Below are 21,443 nucleotides of genomic sequence, written 5' to 3' on the forward strand. Positions count from 1 at the left end.
TCTCATATCTTACCGGGCTGCCCCGTTAAGCATGACTTATTTCTGTTTCATTTTGATATCAATGTAAACACCGGCCGGCATCTCTAAACGAGACAGGGCATCAACTGTTTTCTGAGTTGGTGTGATGATATCGATCAGTCTCTTATGAGTTCTCTGCTCGAACTGCTCTCTGGAGTCTTTGTATTTGTGTACCGCACGCAGGATAGTTACTACTTCCTTCTTAGTGGGAAGCGGCACCGGTCCGCTAACAGTTGCTCCATTCTTCTTTACAGTCTCGATGATCTTGCTTGCGGATGCATCTACTAACTGATGATCGTAAGCTTTTAATGTGATTCTCATTACCTGACTTGCCATAAAAAAAGTCTCCTCCTTTTCGCACTTATAAGTAGTACGACAAGCGGCGACTGTACACATTCCCGTGTGTGTCATCTAACGTTTCACACACTCCCACATTCCCGTGGTAAGTCTTCAAGATTTTGTACAGTGACTTGTCGTCAGTTTCCTAACTTGACATTCGCTCCACGGAAAACCTGCCACTTGGGCAGCAACCTCACGCTTCACAGCTATCAATGTCACAGCACTAGTTAGTATACAGGATGTTTTTCCAGAATGCAAGGTATTTTTTTCTTTTTGTTAAAAAAAGTTTGCATTTTTTCCCGTACACAGCACTTTTCCGATAAAAACCACAAAAACAGCGGCACATCTCTGCCTTTTTTTAAGGGATGCGCCGCTATACTGCTGTCCATCCTTACCGATATATGTTGCTTCTCGGCTGCTCCTGACTGTCCGGCAGCCTCCGCAGGCGGGATTATCAACCTGTCCTTACGATCCGATGACCTGTTCTGTAAACGCTCTCAGAATATCCACGGATTTATCCATGTCTGCCTTTTCTTTCTCATTCATAGGAATGCGCAGGGTCTGTTCGATTCCGTCCCATCCGATTCTGCAGGGCAGGGAAACCGCAACGCCTGCCCACTCCTCAAAGCTCTCATCCAGCACATGTGCCACCGGAAGTATGGCATCATCATCTTTCATGATTGTCTCTACGATATTGGAAACCGCCATGGCAATTCCATAGAATGTAGCTCCCTTCAGCTTGATCACCTCTGCACCGCCGTCTTTTGTCCTGTGTGCGATCTCCTCCTCATCCAGCGTGATTCCCACCTGCTGTGCATAATCATAGAGCGGAAATCCCCCGATATTGGCGGAGCTGAAGATAGGTACCTGGCTGTCACCGTGCTCTCCTAAAATATAGGCATTGATATCCTCCACGTTAACATGCAGCTTCTCACTCAAAATATATCGGAAACGCGCTGTATCCAGAGATGTTCCGCTGCCGATAACACGTCCTGACGGCAGCCCCGACTCTTTATACACTGCCGCAGTTGTCACATCCGCAGGATTGGATACCACAAGGATCAGAGGATTTTCAGCAAACTTCATAATATTCCGGGTGATACTTTTTACAATGGAAACATTTGTCTTTGCAAGATCCAGCCGTGTCTGTCCCGGTTTTCTGGCAATCCCCGCCGTAATGATTATGATCTGCGCATTGGCGCACTCTTCATATCCGCCCTTTCTCACCCACACCTGTTTAAAAAAACTTGTGCCATGAGCAATATCCAGCGCTGCCCCTTCTGCCCTGTCCTCATTTAAATCCACCAACACAATATCATTTGCCTGTACCCTTACCATCAAAGTATAGGCAATCGCCTCTCCTACATTACCTGCACCTATCACTACAATTTTGTCTCTATGGGATTCTTTCATTTATATTCTCCTGTCTGAAATATTATTTTCTATATAAGTTTTTATATCCTCCTGCAATTTCAGACAAACACCGGCGGCCCCCGCCTCTTCCAGCGATCATATCTCCTCTCACGTTCCTCCGCAGCCGCACTGCAGATACCTGCCTTCCTAGTGCACAGCCATTCCCCTGCACACACTGCCCCCACCGGAATCCCCCAGGACAATAGCTGTCCCCTTTTCTTTTCCTGCCTGTGAAGCTTGTCCTGGGAACGTTCTTTTATCACACAGTCATTATTATAATGAAAGCTTCTACGTTCAAAAGAAACCTCTGCACTTCCCTCCCGGCTATCCCACTGCCCTTCGGTCTCTGCATACGCCCCAAAAACCCCCGAAAGAACTACCCCCAGAACCAGAAGGCTCTTCAGAACAGTCCCTATTCTCCGTTTTATTTTTTTCACGTCTATATTTTCTCCGCCCAAATTTTTCAAAAATACACTTCCATCATAATACAGACAACCTCTTTTTTCAACACTTTATTTCAACAGAGTAGAGGAATATAAAGGCTGCTAGGTGTAGAGTTACGAATGCTGCGAAAGAGACACTGTTTTTTTATCTCCCGGAGCGAAGAACAGGGATGGAGGGGGAGGGTGCAGTTTGCTTTTGGCAGACATTGCGGCAGAGAGCCTGAAGATCCAGTACCTACTAAGACTTAGGCGCGACGGCTCTTCCGGAGCGTCTTAGTCGCAGTTCATGACAATAGGAAGTTCGCGAAGCGTACTTTCTATTGTAAGTACTTAGCTGAAGGGGAACGAAGCTGGCTGCCAAAAGCAAACTGCACCCTCCCCCTCCATCCCGTCCCCCTCCCGCCAACACACAAAAAAAAGGACAACGCCCCAAAACGTCATCCCTTTTTTCCACCTATATAAGCTTAGAATAATCCAGAAGTGTCACCTCATTATCCTTATCCTCAATCACTTCCGGTGATTCCCCCGCCGCTTCCGCCTTAGAAAGCAGTTCCGTCACAGACGGAGCAGGCAGCACAGCTTCCTTGTCCACTACAGGCACCTCCTCAGGTTCAGATTCCATCTCCTCTTCCTGCTGTACCTCTTCCTGTGCAGCCGTCTCTTCCTGTGGCTGCGCAGCTTCTTTCTCTGCTGTCTCCTGAACAGCGCTGTCATCAGAAACCATTTCCACTGCAGACGCATCGGAACTCTCTGTTTCCTCTGCATCCTCCATACCGAGAATGATCTCTGCAGTCTCCTGCGGCACGATTGTTTCCTGTACCTTATCAGGCGCTTCTATCTCTCCGTTCTGTACCTTGGCAATACTCTCTGCAATAGATGCCATGGCATCTTTCATAGCACTGTCATATTCATCAGGCTGCTTTTCCGGTACGGGGGCAGCTTCCAAAACAGGAGCTTCCTCTTCCTCATCTTCTGTTTCTTCCTCATCCAGAAGACCCTTCTTGGCAAGTTTTTTGCGGCGCTTCTCCTCTTTTTTGAGGCGCTTGCGTTCCCTGCGGCTCAGCTTCTCTTCTTCGTCGTCATCTTCGTCCTCGTCGTCCTCACTGTCCTCCTCATCCGAAGCCTCTTCATCCTCATCTTCGTCGTCCTCATCGTCAGCCTCGTCCTTACGCCATAACTCAGCCAGAATAAAAAGGATAATTAAAAAGATCACACCGAGTCCCACAACGATCAGGCCTTCCTTGCTCTGCAGGGCAATGGCCGCATACGCAATGTAGGGAACTACCACAACGACTTTTACTGCATTATTGATTAACTGGACCGTTTCCTCCTTCGCATTCTTGTCATACACACTTTTTACCTTGTATGAACCTGCGGAGGAATCCATATCCGTAACTTTATAGACATATGCCTTATTGTTATTGGTATAGATGATCTTATCGCCCTTTTTCAAGCTTGCGGCATCTATCTCTCTTCCGTAGGCAACAGAACCCACCGGGAGATTGGTATCTTTACTGCTGTTGTCATTCATGACTGTGTTGACCCCTGCAAAGGGAGGAACGAGCAGGGCGGCTGCCACAAGAATTGCGCAGATCACAACCAGATTCACAATAAATTTCAAAAACTTAGACATGTGTGTATTCCTCATTTCGTAATCTCGTGCTTATTTTTTGCTGAAGTCCATGCATATTTTATATTAACATTTTCCGGCAGAGATGTACATAGGAAATCGCAAAAATTTTCTCAGCAGTTCCTGAGGAACGCAAGATATCCCTGATAAGCCTCATAGATATCCACTTTACTGGCAATCTCCCAGGGAGAATGCATATTCAGTACAGGCACACCGCAGTCAATGACTTCCATATTATAATTGGCCAAAATGTAGGCAATGGTGCCGCCTCCGCCTGCGTCCACCTTGCCCAGTTCCGCTGTCTGGAAGGATACCTTGTTCTCATCCATAACACGGCGAAGTTCAGCAATGTACTCAGGGTTGGCATCGTTGGAGCCGCTTTTTCCTCTGGAACCGGTATATTTGTTGAAGGTGATCCCATGTCCCAGATAGGCGGAGTTCTTCTTTTCCATCACCTCCGGATAATTGGGATCAAAGGCCGCGCTTACATCTGAGGAGAGCATTTTTGAGTTTTTCAAAGCCCTGCGCACCAGCAGTTCGCTGTACTGTCCGCAGGCATTCATCACTTCTGCCACGGTATTCTCAAAAAAGCGTGACTGCATGCCCGTGGCGCCCACACTGCCAATCTCCTCTTTATCTACCAGGAGGCATACGGAGGTATACTTCACCTTATCCACAGCGGCAATGGCCTCGAATGAGGGGTATGCACACACCCTGTCATCATGACCGTATGCCATAAGCATACTTCGGTCCAGGCCAAAATCCCTGGCAGCTCCCGCAGGGACCACTTCCAGCTCAGCGGAGATGAAATCCTCTTCCTCCACCTGATACTTCTCCTTTAATATAGAAAGAATCTGTGCTTTTACTGCCTCTGTCTCCGCGCCTTCCAGCGGAATGCTGCCTACAAGCACGTTCAGGTTCTCACCTTCCACCACTTCCTTGGCGTTCTTCTCCATCTGTTTTCCTGAGAGGTGGATCAGCAGGTCTGAGATTCCCACAACCGGGTCGTCTGCATCCTCGCCGATGACGATGGGGAGCACTGTGCCGTCCTTTTTCACGATCACACCGTGCAGGGCCATGGGCAGTGTCACCCACTGGTATTTCTTCACACCGCCGTAATAATGTGTGTCAAGGAGGGCCTGTTCTCCCTCCTCATAGAGCGGATTCTGTTTCAGGTCAAGTCTGGGGGAATCCACGTGGGCGCCCAGAATGCGCATTCCTTTTTCCATGGGTTCCTCTCCTATTACAAAGAGCGCCAGTGCCTTTCCCATATTGTCTGCATAGACCTTATCCCCGGCCTTCAGTTCTGTTCCTGCATCCACTACAGCATTCAGATCCTGAAATCCGGCCTGCTTCGCTCTCTTTACCATCTCCGCAACACATTCACGTTCTGTCTTGCAGTCAGATATAAACTTCCTGTAAGCTTCGCAGAAAGCAAAAATTTCACTTTTGTCTCCGTATTTTTTCCAAGCATTTTCTGTCAATTGATGAACCACCTTTCCTATCGGGCATCTGCCTTTTTCTTATTTTAAAGCTTACTACACAGAGAATGGAAATGCAAGCGTGAACCGTAACCCAAAGGCAGTCAGGCCGGAAATCCGGCGCGGCGCCTGCTGCGGCGCCGTCTGCCAGGATTCCGGCCTGGGTGTATTTCTTCTTATTATATAGGATCAAAATTTAAGCTTCAGGGTCTTGATCTCATAAGGTTTCATCCTGAAGGATACCTTTCTTCCGTCAGGCTGCAGTTCTTCCATATCCGCTTCCAGCATATCGCATTCGCAGACTGTCTTGATGTCCTCCGCAAAGGTCAGAGAAACCTCTGTCCTTCTGTTAAAGCATTCGTAGAGTCTGACAATGACTGCCTCCTCTTCCTCCGCCTTTTTCACAACCTCAACCACCACATTCTCACGGCTGCAGGTTACAAAGGAATAGACATCCGGCAGTGTGCCGCCCTCATTGGCCTTTACGGCAGCCTCAAGAGGATTGTTCAGCAGATATGCCTGGTTTACGGTTCCCGCCTCCTTCCAGCTTCCCCGGTGCGGGTAGATGGAATAGGTGAAGGTATGGTGTTCTTTATCTGCCTCCGGATTGGGATATATGGCGGACTTCAGCATGGAAATGCCGATCACGCCGTCCCGGACGCTGCATCCGTACTTGCAGTCATTTAACACGCTGACGCCGTAACCGTCCTCAGACACATCCATCCACTTGTGTACACAAACCTCGAACTTTGCGAAATCCCATGAGGTGTTGGCATGGGTAGGACGTTTCACATTGCCGTACTGGATCTCAAAGGATGCCTCGCTGGTGTGGATATCCACCGGGAACAGAGCCTTCACAAAAATCTGGTGTTCTCTCCAGTCTATCTCATTTTTGATATCAATGCGGGCTGTATCTTTATAAATGCAGATGTACTGACTGATTACGGAATCCAGATAATTCCTGGTTATTTTCAGGCACCCGCGAACTGGGCCGCACTCTGCTGCCTCTATCCCGGCCACGTCATCGATCTCCCAGGATTTTTCCGTGTAGTAATTGTTCAGATCCCAGGCGTCATAATTGTGGGGCCTGTCCTCATAGCTCATGAGCACATTGGCGGCTTTCCCTTCCGGTAAAAGCTCCCGGTCTGCTCTCTTGTCATAGATGCTGATGAACTGCCCCTTCTCGTTCAGATCAATGGAGAAAAACGCGTTCTCCATATGGGTTTCCGTTACCTGAATCTCTGATTCGTATTCTTCCTCTTTCTCTTCTATCAGGAAGGTTTTATACCCTTTTGCTGGAACATCCTTTGCGGTAAACATCCAGGTGCCGTCTGCCATCTTCTGTACGGGAAGGCATTCCTCCCCTGTCTTCACTGCAGGATATGAGATATCTTCCGGACACGGGAAGCACACCGCTTCCTCAGCGTTCATGCTGTTGGGGTTGTAAACCACGACAGAGTGTTTCGGCGCATTCACGTGCTCTGCCAGACTGCCCAGCCTTCTGTCAGTGTACTCCCGGTTGGCGCTTAAAATTGCTTCGTACTCCTCTTTGGAGTCATCGTAAACCTCTTTGATGGAAGATCCGGGAAGGATATCATGAAACTGGTTTCTCAGGATCACCTCCCAGCCCTCATGGATCTCTTTGTCCGGATACGCTTCTTTCAGCAGGTACTCGCCCAAAATACCGTACAGCTCCATATTCTGGTAAGCAAATTCTGATCTGCGGTTATATTTTTTATTCCTTGCCATAGAGGTATACGTTCCTCTGTGATACTCCAGATAGAGTTCCCCTACCCAGGAGGGCAGATATTTTCGGTCTCTCACCTTTTTGTCCAGCACATGGAAGAACTGCTGTGAGGTGCTCATGACTGTCTTCGGGCAGCCCGGGATCCCTTTTGCCAGACGCCTCTGGTTTTCCAGCATATCCTTTGTGGGGCCGCCGCCTCCGTCCCCGTATCCGAAGCTGCACAGAACTTCGTCGTTTAAGTATTTCTGGCTGTAGCGCTTCCATGCCCCTTTCATCTGGGACGGATTGATATATCCGTTGTAGGTGGTGAAGTGCTCCGTCTCAAAGCCGCCCTCCACGGCGCCTTTGTTGTAGTCCCTGGTGGGCACGAAATGCGTCAGTATCCTGGTACCGTCAATGCCCTCCCACTCAAAGGTGTCACAGGGCATTTTATTGAATTCATTCCAGCTTATCTTTGTGGTCATGAAATAGCGGATACCGCATTTTTCCATGATCTGAGGCAGAGCCGCGGAATAGCCGAACACATCAGGCAGCCACAGGATCTCATTGTCCTTTCCGAACTCATCCCTGAAGAAGCGTTTGCCGTGTACGAACTGACGAACCAGCGCCTCACCGGAGGCAATGTTGCAGTCAGCTTCCACGAACATACCGCCCTCCACTTCCCAGCGGCCTTCCTTCACCCGCTCCTTGATCTCCTCATAGACTTCCGGCGCGTTTTTCTTTACATATTTGTAGAGCTGGGGCTGGCTGGACATGAAGATGTATTCCGGATATCTGCGCATAAGCTCCAGTACCGTGGAAAAGCTTCTCACAGCTTTATCCTCTGTCACCTTAAGTGTCCACAGCCATGCACAGTCTATGTGGGTATGTCCCACGCAGTAGATATAAGCATCGCTGTCCCCGCAGTGTTTGCCGTAAAATTCCCTGGTAATATACTCCTGTGCCTTTTCCAGACTCTCATAGTATTCCCCGGAGCCTTCTTTTCTGAAGTCCAGCAGATTCAGGGATTCATTCAGGCAGTTAAGGATGGTCAGATATGCCCTGTCATCCTCCGGCAGAAGTCTTGCCACCTCATAAGGTACAGATAAATCATAAAAATATTTCTCCGTTTTTCTGTCCAGTACCTTGATGGCTGAACAGAGCCTGAGGGAAAAGTTTTGGTCACCTGTGAAGGCTGACAGGATAATGCGGTATTCCTGTCCTGCACAGGCATTTTCCGTAAGGATGATCTCCCTGTGGTTCACATCCAGACCCTGGATCCTTTTTCCGTCTACGAAAATGGAAAACTGCGGGTTGGTGGCATCCCACTCCCCTTCTCTTCCTGTCATCAGTTCGTAGACCACACATTCCCCGTCAAACTCCGAAGGGATGACCACCTTTGTCTCAAACCAATAATACTCCCTGTGACCTCCCCAGAGCTGCTCCCTTGTAAGCCTCTCCCAGTCGGAGGTGTCAAGGTTCTCAAGATCCGTGAACGTATCCTCTGTCTTCTTCATTCTGTAATCCTGAATCTCGCAGGATCTGGGATAGATCTGCTCCTGCAGGTATTCCAGCAGTTTGCCGATTCGTTCTCTCATCAACACCATGTAAAAATTCCTCCCGTTTTCACATTATCCTTTTGCTGCACCCGCCATGGTAAATCCTTTTGACATATAGTTCTGTGAGAGAATGTACAGAAGGATGGAAGGCAGTGCGTAAATCGCGGAGTATGCGGCAAGAGGACCATACTGGATGGTACCGTGCTGTCCGAAAAACTGGTACAGCATAACAGATGCCGGCATCTTCTCCGGTGAACTTAACAATATGTAGGGAATAAAGAAATTCCCCCAGCTTCCGGAGAAGGTGTAGATAAATACCACACAGATTCCCGGAAACATCAGAGGCGCCACAATCTTACGGATAGACTTCATGGTAGTGGCACCATCCACCCAGGCAGCCTCCTCCAGCTCCACCGGCACTCCGTCCATAAAATTCTTCATAAGCCAGATACCGTAGGGCAGAGATGACGCTGACAAAAACAATACCAGCCCCGGAATGCTGTCCAGGAGTCCTACGCTCAGAAAAATTTTATATACAGGCACAGTGACCGCGATCATGGGAAGTGCTGTCATAAACAGAATAACATACATAAAGCCTTTTTTGTAGCTCAAATGATATCTGGATAAAGGATAAGCCGCAAGCCCTGAGATCAGCACCACGATCAGGGACTGGGCAAAGGAAATAACAAGACCTACGCCGAATCCCCGCAGGTTATCCGAGTTGGTCAGCACATCACTGTAATTGCTGAAAGTCCACTGCGCGGGCCATTTTAAAGCCTCACCTGCATTGGTATCCAGAGACGCGATCACTACCCACAGAAGCGGAAGGATAAACACAATCCCCACGATCACCAGAAATGCACAATGCAGGGTTTTTACCATCTTTTCACTCATTACGTTCCCTCCCTTACTGGTCCTTCAGAATTCTTGTATAGATCACACTGCACACAGCGCCTACGATCAAGATCAGCATACCGATCGCGGTACCGTATCCAAGCTGCAGCCCCTTTAAGCCCTGGTTGTACATGAATATGGGAAGGGTCGTGGTGGATGAACCGGGACCTCCTCCTGTCATGGCATAGATCAGACCGAAAACGCCCAGGGTAGACAGGGTATTCAGCATGGTATTAGTGGCAATGGTATCCTTGATGCAGGGCACAATAATGCGGATCAGTGTCTGGAACCGGTTGGCCCCGTCCACTCTGGCTGCCTCCTCAATATCTCCGGATACATTGTCAAGGGCTGACTGGAAGTTCAGCATGGAAAATGCGGTGCCGTGCCATACATTGGCGATCACAACAGTCATCATGGGATGCTTGAACAGCCAGGATACTGCCGGTATGTGTACAGCGCCCAGGATCATGTTCATGGTTCCGTTGTCCTTGAAAAATGCCATACAGCACAGGGCAACCACGATCTCCGGCATTACCCATCCGGCCAGGATGCAGGGTCCCACAACACTTCGCAGTCCCTTGGGTTTTCCCTTCATGAAATATGCGATCAGAAATCCCAGGATACTCTGTCCCAGAAGGCTGCCCACTAAAAAGAGCAGTGTGTTTTTGATACTGGTCATGGTGCTGGGGTCTGTGAGCATTCTCTTATAGTTCTCAAATCCGATAAATTCCACATTTTTTGCATTGGCTCCGCTGAGAGCCAGGTTGGTAAAGGAATAATATACCGTCAGTACGATCGGTATGATAAAAAAGCATAAAAGCAGCAGCACTGCCGGAAGCAGCAGGATAGATTTCTTCGCCTCATCTTTTATGACAGCCGCACGGTTTGGTCTTGCCATAAAGCGCCCTCCCTTCAATCGTGAAAAAATATGGGCGGCGGCACTTTACGGTGCCGAAGCCGCCCAGTTGCTGAACCTGCCGGAATATCTTTCCGGACAGCCTTTTATTTCTCGGTTACATTGTCATCGCCCACGGCACGTGCCACATCCGTAGCGTACTGTGTCATGGCATCTTCCGGAGAGGTACCGGATACCACAGATTCCACCATGGTCTGGATGCTGGTGGTGACAGTGGAGTATTTGTCATTCTGCGGCCTGAAATCAGCGCTCTCCAGAAACTCTGTAGCAATCTGTTTGAAGGGCTGTGCGGAATAGGTCTCGTCACCGGCTACATCCTGTCTGGTGGCAATATTTCCCTGTGCAATAACAGCATCGGTGTAAACCTCCGGGTCCATAAGATGTTTGATGAATTCAAAGGTCTCATCCTTGGCATCTGCATTTTCCGGAATAGATAATGCCCAGCCGCCTGCCAGTGTAATGGTTTTCGGGTCCTGTCCCTCAGATGTGGGCATGGATGCGAATCCCAGTACATCCTTAGCCTCCGGCCACGGTGCTGCCCCTGTGTCAGTCCAGTTTCCTGTGATCCAGCTTCCGTCAAGGGAGATTGCCAGCTTGCCCTCCGGCAGGTACTCTCTTGCAGATGTATTGGAAGCCTGTCCGTTTAGTACAAGGGAGAGGTCCGGTCCGTATCCGTTGGTATAGATATCCTGCAGAAAGTTCAGGGAATCCAGAATACCCTGGCTCTTCACGATCCATTTATCATCATCGGAGAGCAGTCTCTCTCCGGTTCCGTAGAGCAGCATCTCATATGTCTGCATGGAAGTTGCCTCACCGGTTGCCACACCGGAGTTGCACCAGAAGGGCACTACATCGGGACATTTTTCCTTCACCGCTTTGCAGGCATCCAGGATATCGTTCCAGTTCTTTGGCTCCCAGTCCTGTCCTTCGCTAATCACACCGGCCTGTGCCAGAATGTCTCTGTTGTACCACAGTCCTCTTGTATCTGTACAGTACGGAATACCGTATACAGAACCGTCCGCGCCGGTCACGCCTTTTTTCATGGATTCATAGTAGGAGGTATTCCAGTCCTCATAATCTTTCACGTAATCATCTAATTTTGTCAGGTAGCCTGCACTCACATCATTGGGAAGCTGGAAGGTGTCCTCACAAACCAGGTCCGGGCAGGTTTTCTTATCTGCAAGCTGAAGAGCCACTTTTGTAAAGTAATCTCCCTCCTGTGCCACGATAGGGGCTATATTTAACTCCACCGTATCTTTTTTATCCCAGGTGTCATATCCGTTCTGTATCCATTTCCAGAGAGCGCCGTCCTCACCCTGGCCGTCATCCCTGAAGCAGAAGGTAATGGTCTTCTTACCGCTGTCTGCCTCTTTCTTCTCATTTCCTCCGGTGGAGGCTTCCTTGTCACTTCCTCCGCCGCAGGCGGCAAGCCCTGCTGCCATCACGACTGCCAAAGACAGGCCCATCACTTTTTTCATCTTCATACTCGTTCTCTCCTTTTCCGTGTTTTTTTGATGAAACAAGAATACCATTTTTTTCCGGTACAGTATATTCCACTTATTTAAAAAAGGGGGTCATTTTTGACCACCCTTAACGTTTTTTAATAATAATGAGTTTCACAGCGTTCTGCAGTTCCCGTGCTGTGTCCTCCGGCGGGGTGCCTCTGACCTCCATCAGTTCATAGAGACTCTCTGACACCTGCTGCGCGATCTCAAACCAGGAATTGTTGGTCTCTGCACACCATCCTTCGTTAATATAACGGTCCAGAAACTCTGTCCCCTCGTCCGGCCCCACGCGCTTTGCCTGGTACGGCACCGCAGCCTTTACGGGCAGAGTATCCATGACATTGCAGATTCTCTCCTGAATCTCATCTCGATAGAGATAGGTGAGAAAACAGTAAGCCTCCCGGTCCGCATAACCCGTCACCCCTATATTTTCCCCTGAGAGCATCAAAGATTCCCTCACGTCTCCCGGCAGCGGTATGATACCCGCTGTAAATTCCATTCGTGAGCTTCTGAGAATCGTGGAGGCGCTGAGCCTGTTTGCCATCATCAGCACCTTCCCCTCAGCGAAAGAGCGGGCTACATCCGCCTCCGTGAGATTAATGGTCTGCTTTCCTACATACCGGCTCCTCTTCAGCTCCTCCAGAATACCGGCCGCCCTGATCCCGCCTTCCTGGTCTATGGTGTTTAAACTGCCTCCGCAGGCATAAAGCAGTGCTCTGTAGAAAGCGTAGATTTCCTCAGGACGCTTTGCCGCGAATCCGAACTTGTCCCCAACGCTGTCCTGCAGTGCACTGCAGGTATCCAGAAGCCCGTCCCAGTCTTCCGGGGCTGACAGCCCGTTCTCCCTGAACACATCGCTGTTGTAAAAAAGTACATAAGGATCACAGGTAAAGGGAATGCCATAATATTTTCCGTCATCCATGGTGGTGTTCCACAGCTTCTGAAAGTTCATACTGTCCTGGCAGCATGTTTCCACATACGCGGAAATATCGGCAAACACTCCCATATCAATGAGAGCAGGCATCATCCCGTTATCACATATGATCAGGTCCGCCGTTCTGCCGTTATCCATGCGGAGACAGATTTCTTTCTTAAAGTTCTCCTTTGGGATGAACTCCATGTTCACCTTGGCACAGCCGGAGCGGCTGGAATAATTTTCTGCCACTTCCTTCAAAATCTGCTGGTGCAGTTTTGTCTCATAGGCGCAGAGCACGTAAATCTGCTTTTTCTGCACCTCTTCCGCCTCCGATTCCTCTTTTTCTCCCTTCTCCGGCCAAAAGAGAAAGGCGGACACAGCCAACACACACAGAAGGAAGGCAGCAAAATACCCTTTTTTCTTCATTTTGCATTCTCCCTTTTGTATTCCGAGGGCGTGACACCGCAGAGCTTTTTAAAGACTTTCACGAAATATTTCTGGTCATGGAATCCCACCATCTCAGCCACCTCATAAACCTTATAGTTGCCGGACAGAAGCAGGCGCTTGGCTGTGCTGACCCTGAAATTCTGCAGAAAGGAGGTGAAATTCACCCCGGTCTCCCTGCAGAAAATGCGGCTTAAATATTCCGGTGTGACACAGCATCCCTCCGCTGCCTCGGACAGTGTAATATCCCTCTGGTAATTGCTGCGGATAAAGTCAATCACATTGAGTATCATGCCATTCTCTGTAATATCAAGGGTGTCCCTGCTGCTGGCAACCGCGTTCATGATCTTCTCAAACTGATATCTCACCTCTCTTTTTGAAGTGCTCCTGGCTATATTCTCCATGATATAGGAGGTATCATCCACTGCTTCCAGGCTGCCTCTGGTCTCCCCTGCCACCCTGAGGATTCCGGCTGCAAACCTGAGGACATACTCCCGGATGCAGGCAGGCCTTCCCTCGCTGTCAATTACATACCTGGCGAACTGCTCCCCGATCATGCGCACCTTGTCATACCGCCCGCTGCGGATCTCCCGGTAAATGCTCTGCTCCAGATAATCCGGATATTCCAGTTCCCTGTACACAGCGGACTCCACCAGTTCCCTGCTCAGTATGGTTTCATCCGGCAGGGAAAATGCGTACTGCATCATGTCTTTCAGCTCCTCAAGCTTCTCATCCAGTCCGGTAAGCCCGTAAAGGGTCCCGTAGCTGCAGTGGCATTCCGTGATCTGGCAGAGAGAATGATAGATTCTGGTCTTAAAGATCTTGAACAGGTTTTTATTTCTCTCCGTATCTGTCAGCATCACTAAAAACCCCTGCTGTCTCGGCAGAGGCATTACATAATAGTTTTCCATGCAGAAGGAATCCAAAAGCTCTGTGGTGTGCTTCTGGAGTTCACTCCCCGTCTCATTTGCCAGACTGCACGGATAGATCAGAAAAAGTGAAATCTGTGTTCGGTCATCCACCTGCAGAGTTTCCCTGAGAATCGGTTCTGCCTGCTGCCTGTCTATATCCGTTCCGGTAAAATAGGTCCACAGAAGCTGTTCCGCAGAGACCTTTTCCACCCGGTTTTTCTCAATGTTTCCCTCCGCCTTGTGCAGCACTTCCAGAAAATCATCCACCTCCAGAGGTTTCAGCACATACTCCACCACCTGCAGCTTCAGTGCTCTCCTGGCGTATTCAAACTCCGAATATCCGGTCAAAAGGACAGCCTGTACCGCGATCCCTTCCTCCAGAATCTTTTCCAGCATCTCAAGACCTCCCATGACCGGCATCTTTATGTCTGAGATGACCAGGTCCGGCCTGTATTTTCTCACTGCCTCCAGCCCTTCTTTTCCGTTTCCGCAGACTGCTGCCACCTCATACTCTGTATCCCGGGCGAGTATGTTTAAGATCCCTTCTCTTGACTTCGGTTCATCCTCTACTACGATTATCTTCATATTGTTCCTCCTACTCATAGGGAATCAGAATGGTTATAACAGTCCCTTCCTGGCTCGACTCCACGTGAAAGCTCCCCTGCTCCCCGTAATAAAGCTTGATCCTTGTTATCACATTGCGCACACCGATGCTGGATTCTATGCGCTCTTTCTTATAATCAAAATGATTGAAATATTCTGCCTGCCCCTCCTCCATGCCTTTTCCGTTGTCTTTCACCACTATGGATATTTTATGCTCTCCTGCCTTTGTCAGGCGGATATTGATCTCATCCATACCTGTATTTCCCGGAAAACCATGGACCAGCGTATTTTCCAGAAGAGGCTGTATGAGCAGCTTGTGGATTCTGCACTTCATCAGATTCTCATCGGCCTCCACAGTACAGATAAAGGAATATTCAAATCTCTGCTGCTGGAGGTATACATACCGCTTCAGATATTCCAGTTCATCCCGGATCTCCACGATCTCATTGCTTTTGTGAATGCTGTATCTTAAGATCAGTGCCAGGCTGGTGAGCATTTTGCTGATGCTGTACTCTTTTCTGTCGATGGCGACCCAGTTGATGGCATCCAGGGTATTGTACAGAAAATGTGGGTTTATCTGGGCTTCCAGGGATTTTATCTCCGCGTATTTTTCCCGTACCAGGGCCTCCTTTTCCTGCTCATTGGATGTGCGTATCTGGCTGAGCATACTGTTAAAGTGTCTGCCGATCCTGGCAAACTCGTCCATACCCTCCTCCGGGACGCGCACCTCCATGTTCCCCTCATTGGCCTTGTCCATGGCATTTAAGATGGGCTTTACAGAGCGGTCCATGTCTTTCGAGAAGGAGACGGCAATAAGCACGCAGATAACCCCTGCCAAAAGCCCCACCAGCACAATCAGGAAGGTCAGGTTATGCAGGTCCTTCAGCACGTAATTCAAGTCCCGCACATTTACCACATAAAAGGTCTGGTTCTGGACCCCTTTGCTGCGGGCGGACAGGCTTGCGCCCTGAGGGTACCGGTTGTTCTCCACAAATTTCTGGGCTGCCTGCTCTATCTCTTCTTTGCTTCTCTCTTTTTTCTCCTCCCCGGCAAATATGTTTCTTTCCCCGTAATTGCCTTCCGGATAAGAGATAATATCACCATACCGGTTCACCACAAATGTAATATTGGATTTTGTGCTGCCCTGTTTATATACATCACACAGTGCTTTTTCATCCACACACAATAAAATGCACCCAACAGGCCCCTCCTTATAATCGTTGAAGTCTGTGAGCTGATGCGCCACATAGAAATAGTCTTTCTCCCCGTATCTGGTGTCCAGCTTGTGGTAGGTTCTGGAATAGACGGTCTGCTTCTCCGCATAGGCCTGTTTTACCATCTCATTGTTTCTGATGTTGTCCAGGTCAAAGCAGAAGCTCTCCGCGCCGGACAGGGTCATGCTGTCGTAGAAGCATACATCACCGTAAATGCCGGTGACTGCAATGCCCAGTATGTTTTTGTTTATGTATACAATGTTCTGCAGATTTTCCTCTATCTTATGTTTTGCCAGGTAAAATCCGCTGCTGTCCCAAATGTTGATGGGCTTTAAATTGTCCACATAGGTCTGGTCTGTGTAGATGTCCTGTATGAGATTCTCAAAGGTATCCAGAAAGTTCTGCACATTTCCGGATGACTGTTCCAGATTGGCTTCGATCAGTTCCCCGGTCTGCCTGGTTATGGTTGAGGCACTCTGTCTGTAGGAAATCAGCAGAACGAATATGATAGGGACCAGGGAAACACCTAAAAGAAGCACAAGCATACGCCTGCCAATCCCCAGTCTCTGCAGTCTTTTATTCAAAATAGGTCTCTTCTCCTCCTTTGGCTTTTATGTGTGGTTTTATGTCCGTACGGATTTTAGGGATATTTTCCCATTATGAGATACTTCTTCATTTTACAGTATGTTTTCTTCCGTGCCAAGGTGGAGATATTTGACTTTTGGGGTGTATTCTATATATAATAAATGAAGTGATATACAGGCTGCTGTCTACAGAAAACTTTTATGATAAGGCGGAAACGCAGATGAACAGTAAGATTAAAATTATTGAGGACCTTTCCCTGAATGCATGGCCCTCACATCAGATGCAGATTTATGACGGATGGATTCTCAGATTTTCTTATTTTTATACCCACAGGACGAACTGTGTGGAGCAGATTGGTCTCTCTTCCATTCCACTAAGGGATAAGATTGCGTACTGTGAGGAGGTTTATGCCAAATGGGGGACTCCCACCATCTTTAAGATCAATCCTCTGATGGACAGCTCTTTTGACCAGAAGCTTATGGAACGGGGGTACCATACTGCCCATACCACAGAGGTGATGACAATGGATCTGGAAAAGTATAAGGTGCAGAAGCCGGCAAGACCGGTGTTTCTCAGCCGGGAGATTTCTCCGGATTGGCTGAATGGGCTTTTTTCACTGAAGGGGACTGTGAATGAGGTGCACAGAAGGATTGTGCCGTCTATGTACCGGGCGATTCCTAAGGATACTATCTTTGCGTCTATTTATGATGGGGGGAGGATCATCGGGACCGGGCTGGGGATTTTGGACAGGGATTATGTGGGGATTTATGCAATTCATGTGGATGAAAGGTATCGGAGGCAGCATTTGGGGGAGTCTATTTGCAGGTCTATATTGAATTCGGCGATTGATGAAGGGGCTACGGAGGGGTATCTTCAGGTGGTGGAAGGGAATGAGGGGGCACGGAAGTTGTATGAGGGGTTGGGGTTTGGGTATTTTTATACGTATTGGTTTCGGCAGGAGTATTAGGGCGGACAGGGGGATTCAAAGGGGACGGAGAAGCGTGCCGTGGGAGCGAGGGCGGGTGTGGGTTTATTATAGTAATTAGGGTCTTTTATGCATTTCTTCGGTGCGTTTTACCGCGTACTTTGTTAGGATTCTTACTTTTCTTGGTACTTCATCTTTTTTCCCTTAACTTTGCAAAATATTTATATGGAATCGTTTTGGCTGGGGGCGGTTGTTGTGATCAGGTTGGTTTTTACGGAGGAGAGCCAGGTTTCTATGGATTGGGCCAGGAGGTATTGCTGGTGCAGGACGGCTTTGGCGGTTTCGGAAATTTGGGGGTTGGAGGTTTTTTCGGTTATGTTTTGTTCCAGGTTGGTTTTTAGGGTTTTTATGCCGGATGCAATGTTTTCAAGGCAGATTTTCTGGGTCTCGGGGGGGAGATTGTCCAGGTTTACCATGACAGCGTTGAAGTCCAGGAAGATGTTGATGGGCTGGGTGGAGATTCCCAGCATCAGGGTTTTGAATTCCTGCTCGCCGGCTTCGGTCAGGGAATAGACGGCTTTTTCCGCCATGTTTCCCTCTTTTACCATGGTGCTCCTGATGTAGCCTTTTTTCTCAAGCTGAATCACCTTCTTGTAGATGGAGGGGGTGCTGATCTTTACCCAGCGGGATATGTTTCGGTACTCTACCAGTTTTTGAATGTCGTATGCGCTTAGCGGCTCTTTTTTTACAATTCCCAGTACGATTAAATCTATGGTTGCCATGTGGTTACCTTCCTTTTTTATATTTTTCTTGACAGTTACTATAAATTATAGTATTATTTAGCTCAACTTGCTTTTACTATAATTTATAGTATTATATTTTATAACTGTTGTCAAGCAAAAAGAAAGGAGTTTGTAACGGTACCGTTACAGAAATCATGATTATGAGTGAAGGAAATAAAAAAATGGAACTGCTGGGCAGCGCACCTGTATGGAGGGCGCTTTTGGCAATGGGGCTTCCCACAATGATCGGGATGATGATCAATGCCTTGTATAATCTGGTGGATGCTTATTTTGTGGGCGGACTGGGGACGAGTCAGATGGGGGCAATCTCTGTGGCGTTTCCCATTGGGCAGGTTGTGGTGGGTCTCGGGCTGTTGTTTGGTAACGGGGCTGCCTCTTATATCTCCCGGCTTTTGGGAAGGGGAGACAGGAAAACGGCAGATCAGGCGGCAAGTACGGCCCTGTACAGCAGTATTGCGGTTGGTGCCCTGTTGATTCTGTGTACGGTTGTCTTTCTGCATCCCCTTTTGAAGATGCTGGGGGCAACGGAAAGTATTCTGCCTTATGCGGAGGAGTATACGCGTATCTATGTGGTGTTCTCCATTTTTAATGTGTTTAATGTGACAATGAATAATCTTGTGACCAGTGAGGGGGCTGCGAAAACCACTATGTTTACGCTGCTTGCCGGCGCTGTGCTGAATATTGTTCTGGACCCTGTCTTTATCTATGTTCTGGATTTTGGTGTGGCCGGTGCTGCGGCTGCTACGGCTATCTCCCAGATTGTCTCTTCTCTGGTATACCTGGGTTATATTCTCAGGAAAAAAAGTATCTTCAGTTTCCGTATCCGTGCGTGCTGTTTCTCCAAAGAGATCATGTCTGAAATATTGAAGATCGGTATTCCCACTATGGTATTCCAGCTTCTGACAAGTCTCTCCATCTCCCTCATTAATTTTCAGGCTAAGGAATACGGGGACTCTGTCATTGCAGGTATGGGGCCTGTGACAAGGATCATCTCTGTGGGGAGCCTCATGGTCTTTGGCTTTATGAAAGGTTTCCAGCCCATTGCGGGATACAGCTACGGGGCAAAAAAATATGAGCGTCTCCACGAGGCCATACGGCTCTCCATTATCTGGTCCACTGTTTTCTGCGTGATCTATGGGGTATTGGCATCTCTGTTCTCCGCGAATATCATCTCTCAGTTTACAAAGGGGGATCTGGAAATGGTCAGAATCGGCGCCAGGGCCCTGAGCGCAAACGGCCTGTCCTTCCTGCTGTTCGGTTTCTACACGGTGTACTCCTCACTGTTTCTGGCTCTTGGCAAAGGGAAAGAGGGCTTTATCCTGGGGGCCTGCAGACAGGGCATCTGCTTTGTGCCGTTCATTCTGCTCCTTCCCCTCTTTGCAGGTGTCAGCGGAATCCTGTACGCACAGCCGGCCGCAGACGTCATCTCTGCTGTGATCACTGTCTTCATGGCAATACGTCTTCACAGAGAACTTGGATTCTAAACTTGACTCCGGAGAAATTCTGTGCCATAATTAATTAAACGTACGGTTAATTAATTACAGAAAGGCAGTTTTATGGCAAGGAAAAAAGTACCGGAGAACTATGAGAAAATGAAACAGGGAATCATACAGGCAGCCATCGAGATCATGGTAAAGAGGAGCATGACCGAGTTCAGCCTGACCGATGTGGCGAAAAAAGTTGGTCTGACAAAGGCTGCCATCTACTGGTATTTCCCAAACAAAAATGCCCTGGTCGATGAAATAGCCCGGAGCATTTACGATACCTATATCGGATACATAGAAAAAATCAGCGGCAGCCCTCTGAGTTCCTGTGAAAAACTCCGCAGGATCGTTCTCGGGGAGGAGGACACCATACAGGCTGCCCTGATGTGTGTCTTTCCCATCAAATTCTATCTGGAATCCTACTCCGAAAGCCACATGGTCAAGACACTGATCAAAAACGGCTATGAAAAATACAATGCCCTCATCACTGCAGTTCTGGAAGAAGGCATCCGAAACGGGGAGTTCCAGACCTGCCTGCCGGTTTCCGAGCTGGCTAAATTCATCACAGGAGCCATTGACGGACTGGCCTTTCAGAACCTGCTGGTCTCCTCCGAAAAACCGGAGGTACCCAGATTCCTCCTATTTTCCGTATTGGATTGTATCCTGACCCCCATTCACCCAACACCAAGAAAAGAGGTCTCAAATGACTAAAAAAAGAAATTTATGGAACATCCTGCTGGCATCCCCGTTTATCCTGGCTGTCCTGACCTGTTTCATCGTAAACTTTGCCCTGGACCGGCAGTTTAGCTGGTCCCTCCTGACAGCAGCCAGTTGTCTCTACGCCTATCTGATGTTGTATACCCTCATATTCGGCGGGAAACACCGTATCCTTTTCACATACCTGGTCCTGGCCATACTTCTGATTCCCTTCCTCTATATCATAGAATACACAGCCAATCTCTACCTCCCCCAACCCATATACTGGACAACAAGACTCGGCATCCCCGTAAGCCTGGCCTGGCTGGCCGCACTTGCAGTCACTGCCCTTCTCAAAACCCTGACACACGCTAACGGATTCCTGACAACCGGCTACTTCATCCTTGCCTTCTACGCCGCAGAGCGCTGCACCAACAACCGGATCGATGCCTTCATCGGCTCCAATGACTCCTGGCGCCTCTCCGACCACTACCCCATCTTCTACTTCTCAGCCGCCGCTTTCTTCCTACTACTGGGCCTCATCACCACTGCCGTAAAACGTTCACGCTCCCGCGCCTGATGCCTCCCCTGGCCTCATCATCACCGCCCGCAAAATACTCACGCCCCGCGACTGAGGCCTCCCTGGGCCTCATCATCACCGCCCGTAAAATACTCACGCCCCGCGACTGAGGCCTCCCTGGGCCTCATCATCACCGCCCATAAAATACTCACCCCCCGCGCCTGATGCCTCTCTCCTCCCATGCAAAAAGAGATACAGCATTCCATCACCCGACGAATGCCATATCTCTTTTTTAAAAAACCACTCACCATTGTTCTTCCACTTTCCATACAGAAGCTTCCGTCCTAAAGCGCCAGGCGGAGCAGTGGATGGGAAGGCGGGGAACCGGTTCGGGGGGGAGCGATGTCTCAGTGGAGCG

General features: G+C 48.9%; 17 protein-coding genes. 4 read left to right on the forward strand and 13 right to left on the reverse strand.

Annotated features, from left to right (window positions below):
* Positions 1-36: 36 nt before the first annotated feature.
* The 12 genes from rpsJ to MUB35_RS15310 all read right to left on the reverse strand — a co-directional run bounded on the left by rpsJ (position 37) and on the right by MUB35_RS15310 (position 16,596).
* The gene (rpsJ, locus tag MUB35_RS15255; RefSeq protein ID WP_018597892.1) at positions 37-354 is read right to left on the reverse strand and encodes a 30S ribosomal protein S10; all 318 of its coding nucleotides are present in this window, start codon (positions 352-354) and stop codon (positions 37-39) included.
* A gap of 468 nt (positions 355-822) precedes the next feature.
* A complete protein-coding gene (locus MUB35_RS15260) occupies positions 823-1,770 on the reverse strand; it encodes an L-lactate dehydrogenase (protein ID WP_033143885.1) in 948 nt (315 codons plus the stop codon).
* A gap of 59 nt (positions 1,771-1,829) precedes the next feature.
* Positions 1,830-2,207: a hypothetical protein gene (locus MUB35_RS15265; protein WP_244806437.1), complete on the reverse strand. Its 378-nt coding sequence runs from the start codon at positions 2,205-2,207 to the stop codon at positions 1,830-1,832.
* Positions 2,208-2,667: 460 nt separating this feature from the next.
* Positions 2,668-3,846 (reverse strand): hypothetical protein, encoded by a 1,179-nt coding sequence (locus MUB35_RS15270; RefSeq protein WP_227211768.1) that lies wholly within the window; start codon positions 3,844-3,846, stop codon positions 2,668-2,670.
* 110 nt (positions 3,847-3,956) lie between these two features.
* Complete coding sequence (locus MUB35_RS15275; protein ID WP_244806438.1) at positions 3,957-5,327, reverse strand: aminopeptidase; 1,371 nt, start codon at positions 5,325-5,327, stop codon at positions 3,957-3,959.
* A gap of 186 nt (positions 5,328-5,513) precedes the next feature.
* A complete protein-coding gene (locus MUB35_RS15280; RefSeq protein ID WP_103731986.1) occupies positions 5,514-8,657 on the reverse strand; it encodes an alpha-mannosidase in 3,144 nt (1,047 codons plus the stop codon).
* 24 nt (positions 8,658-8,681) lie between these two features.
* Positions 8,682-9,503, reverse strand: coding sequence for a carbohydrate ABC transporter permease (locus tag MUB35_RS15285; RefSeq protein WP_052099733.1), 822 nt, complete (start codon positions 9,501-9,503; stop codon positions 8,682-8,684).
* Between the two features lie 13 nt (positions 9,504-9,516).
* Positions 9,517-10,401, reverse strand: a complete 885-nt coding sequence (locus tag MUB35_RS15290) for a carbohydrate ABC transporter permease (RefSeq protein ID WP_052099734.1) — start codon at positions 10,399-10,401, stop codon at positions 9,517-9,519.
* 104 nt (positions 10,402-10,505) lie between these two features.
* A complete protein-coding gene (locus tag MUB35_RS15295) occupies positions 10,506-11,903 on the reverse strand; it encodes an extracellular solute-binding protein (protein ID WP_033143890.1) in 1,398 nt (465 codons plus the stop codon).
* 106 nt (positions 11,904-12,009) lie between these two features.
* Entirely contained in the window at positions 12,010-13,266 is a 1,257-nt protein-coding gene (locus MUB35_RS15300) for an ABC transporter substrate-binding protein (RefSeq protein ID WP_244806439.1), read from the reverse strand.
* Positions 13,263-14,780, reverse strand: a complete 1,518-nt coding sequence (locus tag MUB35_RS15305; RefSeq protein WP_244806440.1) for a response regulator transcription factor — start codon at positions 14,778-14,780, stop codon at positions 13,263-13,265. The genes MUB35_RS15300 and MUB35_RS15305 overlap by 4 nt, the downstream gene beginning before the upstream one ends.
* 10 nt (positions 14,781-14,790) lie before the next feature.
* On the reverse strand, positions 14,791-16,596 hold the full coding sequence (locus MUB35_RS15310; RefSeq protein ID WP_118593782.1) for a cache domain-containing sensor histidine kinase: 1,806 nt from the start codon (positions 16,594-16,596) through the stop codon (positions 14,791-14,793).
* 221 nt (positions 16,597-16,817) lie between these two features.
* Here MUB35_RS15310 and MUB35_RS15315 point away from each other — a divergent pair, with 221 nt between their 5' ends.
* The gene (locus MUB35_RS15315; protein ID WP_033143900.1) at positions 16,818-17,564 is read left to right on the forward strand and encodes a GNAT family N-acetyltransferase; all 747 of its coding nucleotides are present in this window, start codon (positions 16,818-16,820) and stop codon (positions 17,562-17,564) included.
* Positions 17,565-17,743: 179 nt separating this feature from the next.
* On the opposite strand, the gene MUB35_RS15320 is transcribed toward MUB35_RS15315, so the two are convergent.
* On the reverse strand, positions 17,744-18,304 hold the full coding sequence (locus MUB35_RS15320; protein ID WP_244806441.1) for a PadR family transcriptional regulator: 561 nt from the start codon (positions 18,302-18,304) through the stop codon (positions 17,744-17,746).
* 161 nt (positions 18,305-18,465) lie between these two features.
* Here MUB35_RS15320 and MUB35_RS15325 point away from each other — a divergent pair, with 161 nt between their 5' ends.
* From MUB35_RS15325 to MUB35_RS15335, 3 genes are all read left to right on the forward strand, one after another.
* Positions 18,466-19,809 (forward strand): MATE family efflux transporter, encoded by a 1,344-nt coding sequence (locus MUB35_RS15325; RefSeq protein WP_244806442.1) that lies wholly within the window; start codon positions 18,466-18,468, stop codon positions 19,807-19,809.
* A gap of 72 nt (positions 19,810-19,881) precedes the next feature.
* Complete coding sequence (locus MUB35_RS15330) at positions 19,882-20,520, forward strand: TetR/AcrR family transcriptional regulator (RefSeq protein WP_244806443.1); 639 nt, start codon at positions 19,882-19,884, stop codon at positions 20,518-20,520.
* On the forward strand, positions 20,513-21,085 hold the full coding sequence (locus tag MUB35_RS15335) for a hypothetical protein (RefSeq protein WP_244806444.1): 573 nt from the start codon (positions 20,513-20,515) through the stop codon (positions 21,083-21,085). Before MUB35_RS15330 ends, MUB35_RS15335 begins: the two co-directional genes overlap by 8 nt.
* Positions 21,086-21,443: the final 358 nt, after the last annotated feature.

It is taken from the genome of Blautia sp. NSJ-175 (assembly GCF_022867815.1).
Taxonomy (GTDB): domain Bacteria; phylum Bacillota; class Clostridia; order Lachnospirales; family Lachnospiraceae; genus Blautia; species Blautia celeris.

Bases quoted from the DNA above. Each gene is read 5' to 3' on its own strand.
- rpsJ (WP_018597892.1), bottom strand. From the start codon at position 354: ATGGCAAGTCAGGTAATGAGAATCACATTAAAAGCTTACGATCATCAG.
- MUB35_RS15260 (WP_033143885.1), bottom strand. From the start codon at position 1,770: ATGAAAGAATCCCATAGAGACAAAATTGTAGTGATAGGTGCAGGTAAT.
- MUB35_RS15270 (WP_227211768.1), bottom strand. From the start codon at position 3,846: ATGTCTAAGTTTTTGAAATTTATTGTGAATCTGGTTGTGATCTGCGCA.
- MUB35_RS15280 (WP_103731986.1), bottom strand. From the start codon at position 8,657: ATGGTGTTGATGAGAGAACGAATCGGCAAACTGCTGGAATACCTGCAG.
- MUB35_RS15285 (WP_052099733.1), bottom strand. From the start codon at position 9,503: ATGAGTGAAAAGATGGTAAAAACCCTGCATTGTGCATTTCTGGTGATC.
- MUB35_RS15290 (WP_052099734.1), bottom strand. From the start codon at position 10,401: ATGGCAAGACCAAACCGTGCGGCTGTCATAAAAGATGAGGCGAAGAAA.
- MUB35_RS15295 (WP_033143890.1), bottom strand. From the start codon at position 11,903: ATGAAGATGAAAAAAGTGATGGGCCTGTCTTTGGCAGTCGTGATGGCA.
- MUB35_RS15300 (WP_244806439.1), bottom strand. From the start codon at position 13,266: ATGAAGAAAAAAGGGTATTTTGCTGCCTTCCTTCTGTGTGTGTTGGCT.
- MUB35_RS15305 (WP_244806440.1), bottom strand. From the start codon at position 14,780: ATGAAGATAATCGTAGTAGAGGATGAACCGAAGTCAAGAGAAGGGATC.
- MUB35_RS15315 (WP_033143900.1), top strand. From the start codon at position 16,818: ATGAACAGTAAGATTAAAATTATTGAGGACCTTTCCCTGAATGCATGG.
- MUB35_RS15320 (WP_244806441.1), bottom strand. From the start codon at position 18,304: ATGGCAACCATAGATTTAATCGTACTGGGAATTGTAAAAAAAGAGCCG.
- MUB35_RS15325 (WP_244806442.1), top strand. From the start codon at position 18,466: ATGAGTGAAGGAAATAAAAAAATGGAACTGCTGGGCAGCGCACCTGTA.
- MUB35_RS15330 (WP_244806443.1), top strand. From the start codon at position 19,882: ATGGCAAGGAAAAAAGTACCGGAGAACTATGAGAAAATGAAACAGGGA.
- MUB35_RS15335 (WP_244806444.1), top strand. From the start codon at position 20,513: ATGACTAAAAAAAGAAATTTATGGAACATCCTGCTGGCATCCCCGTTT.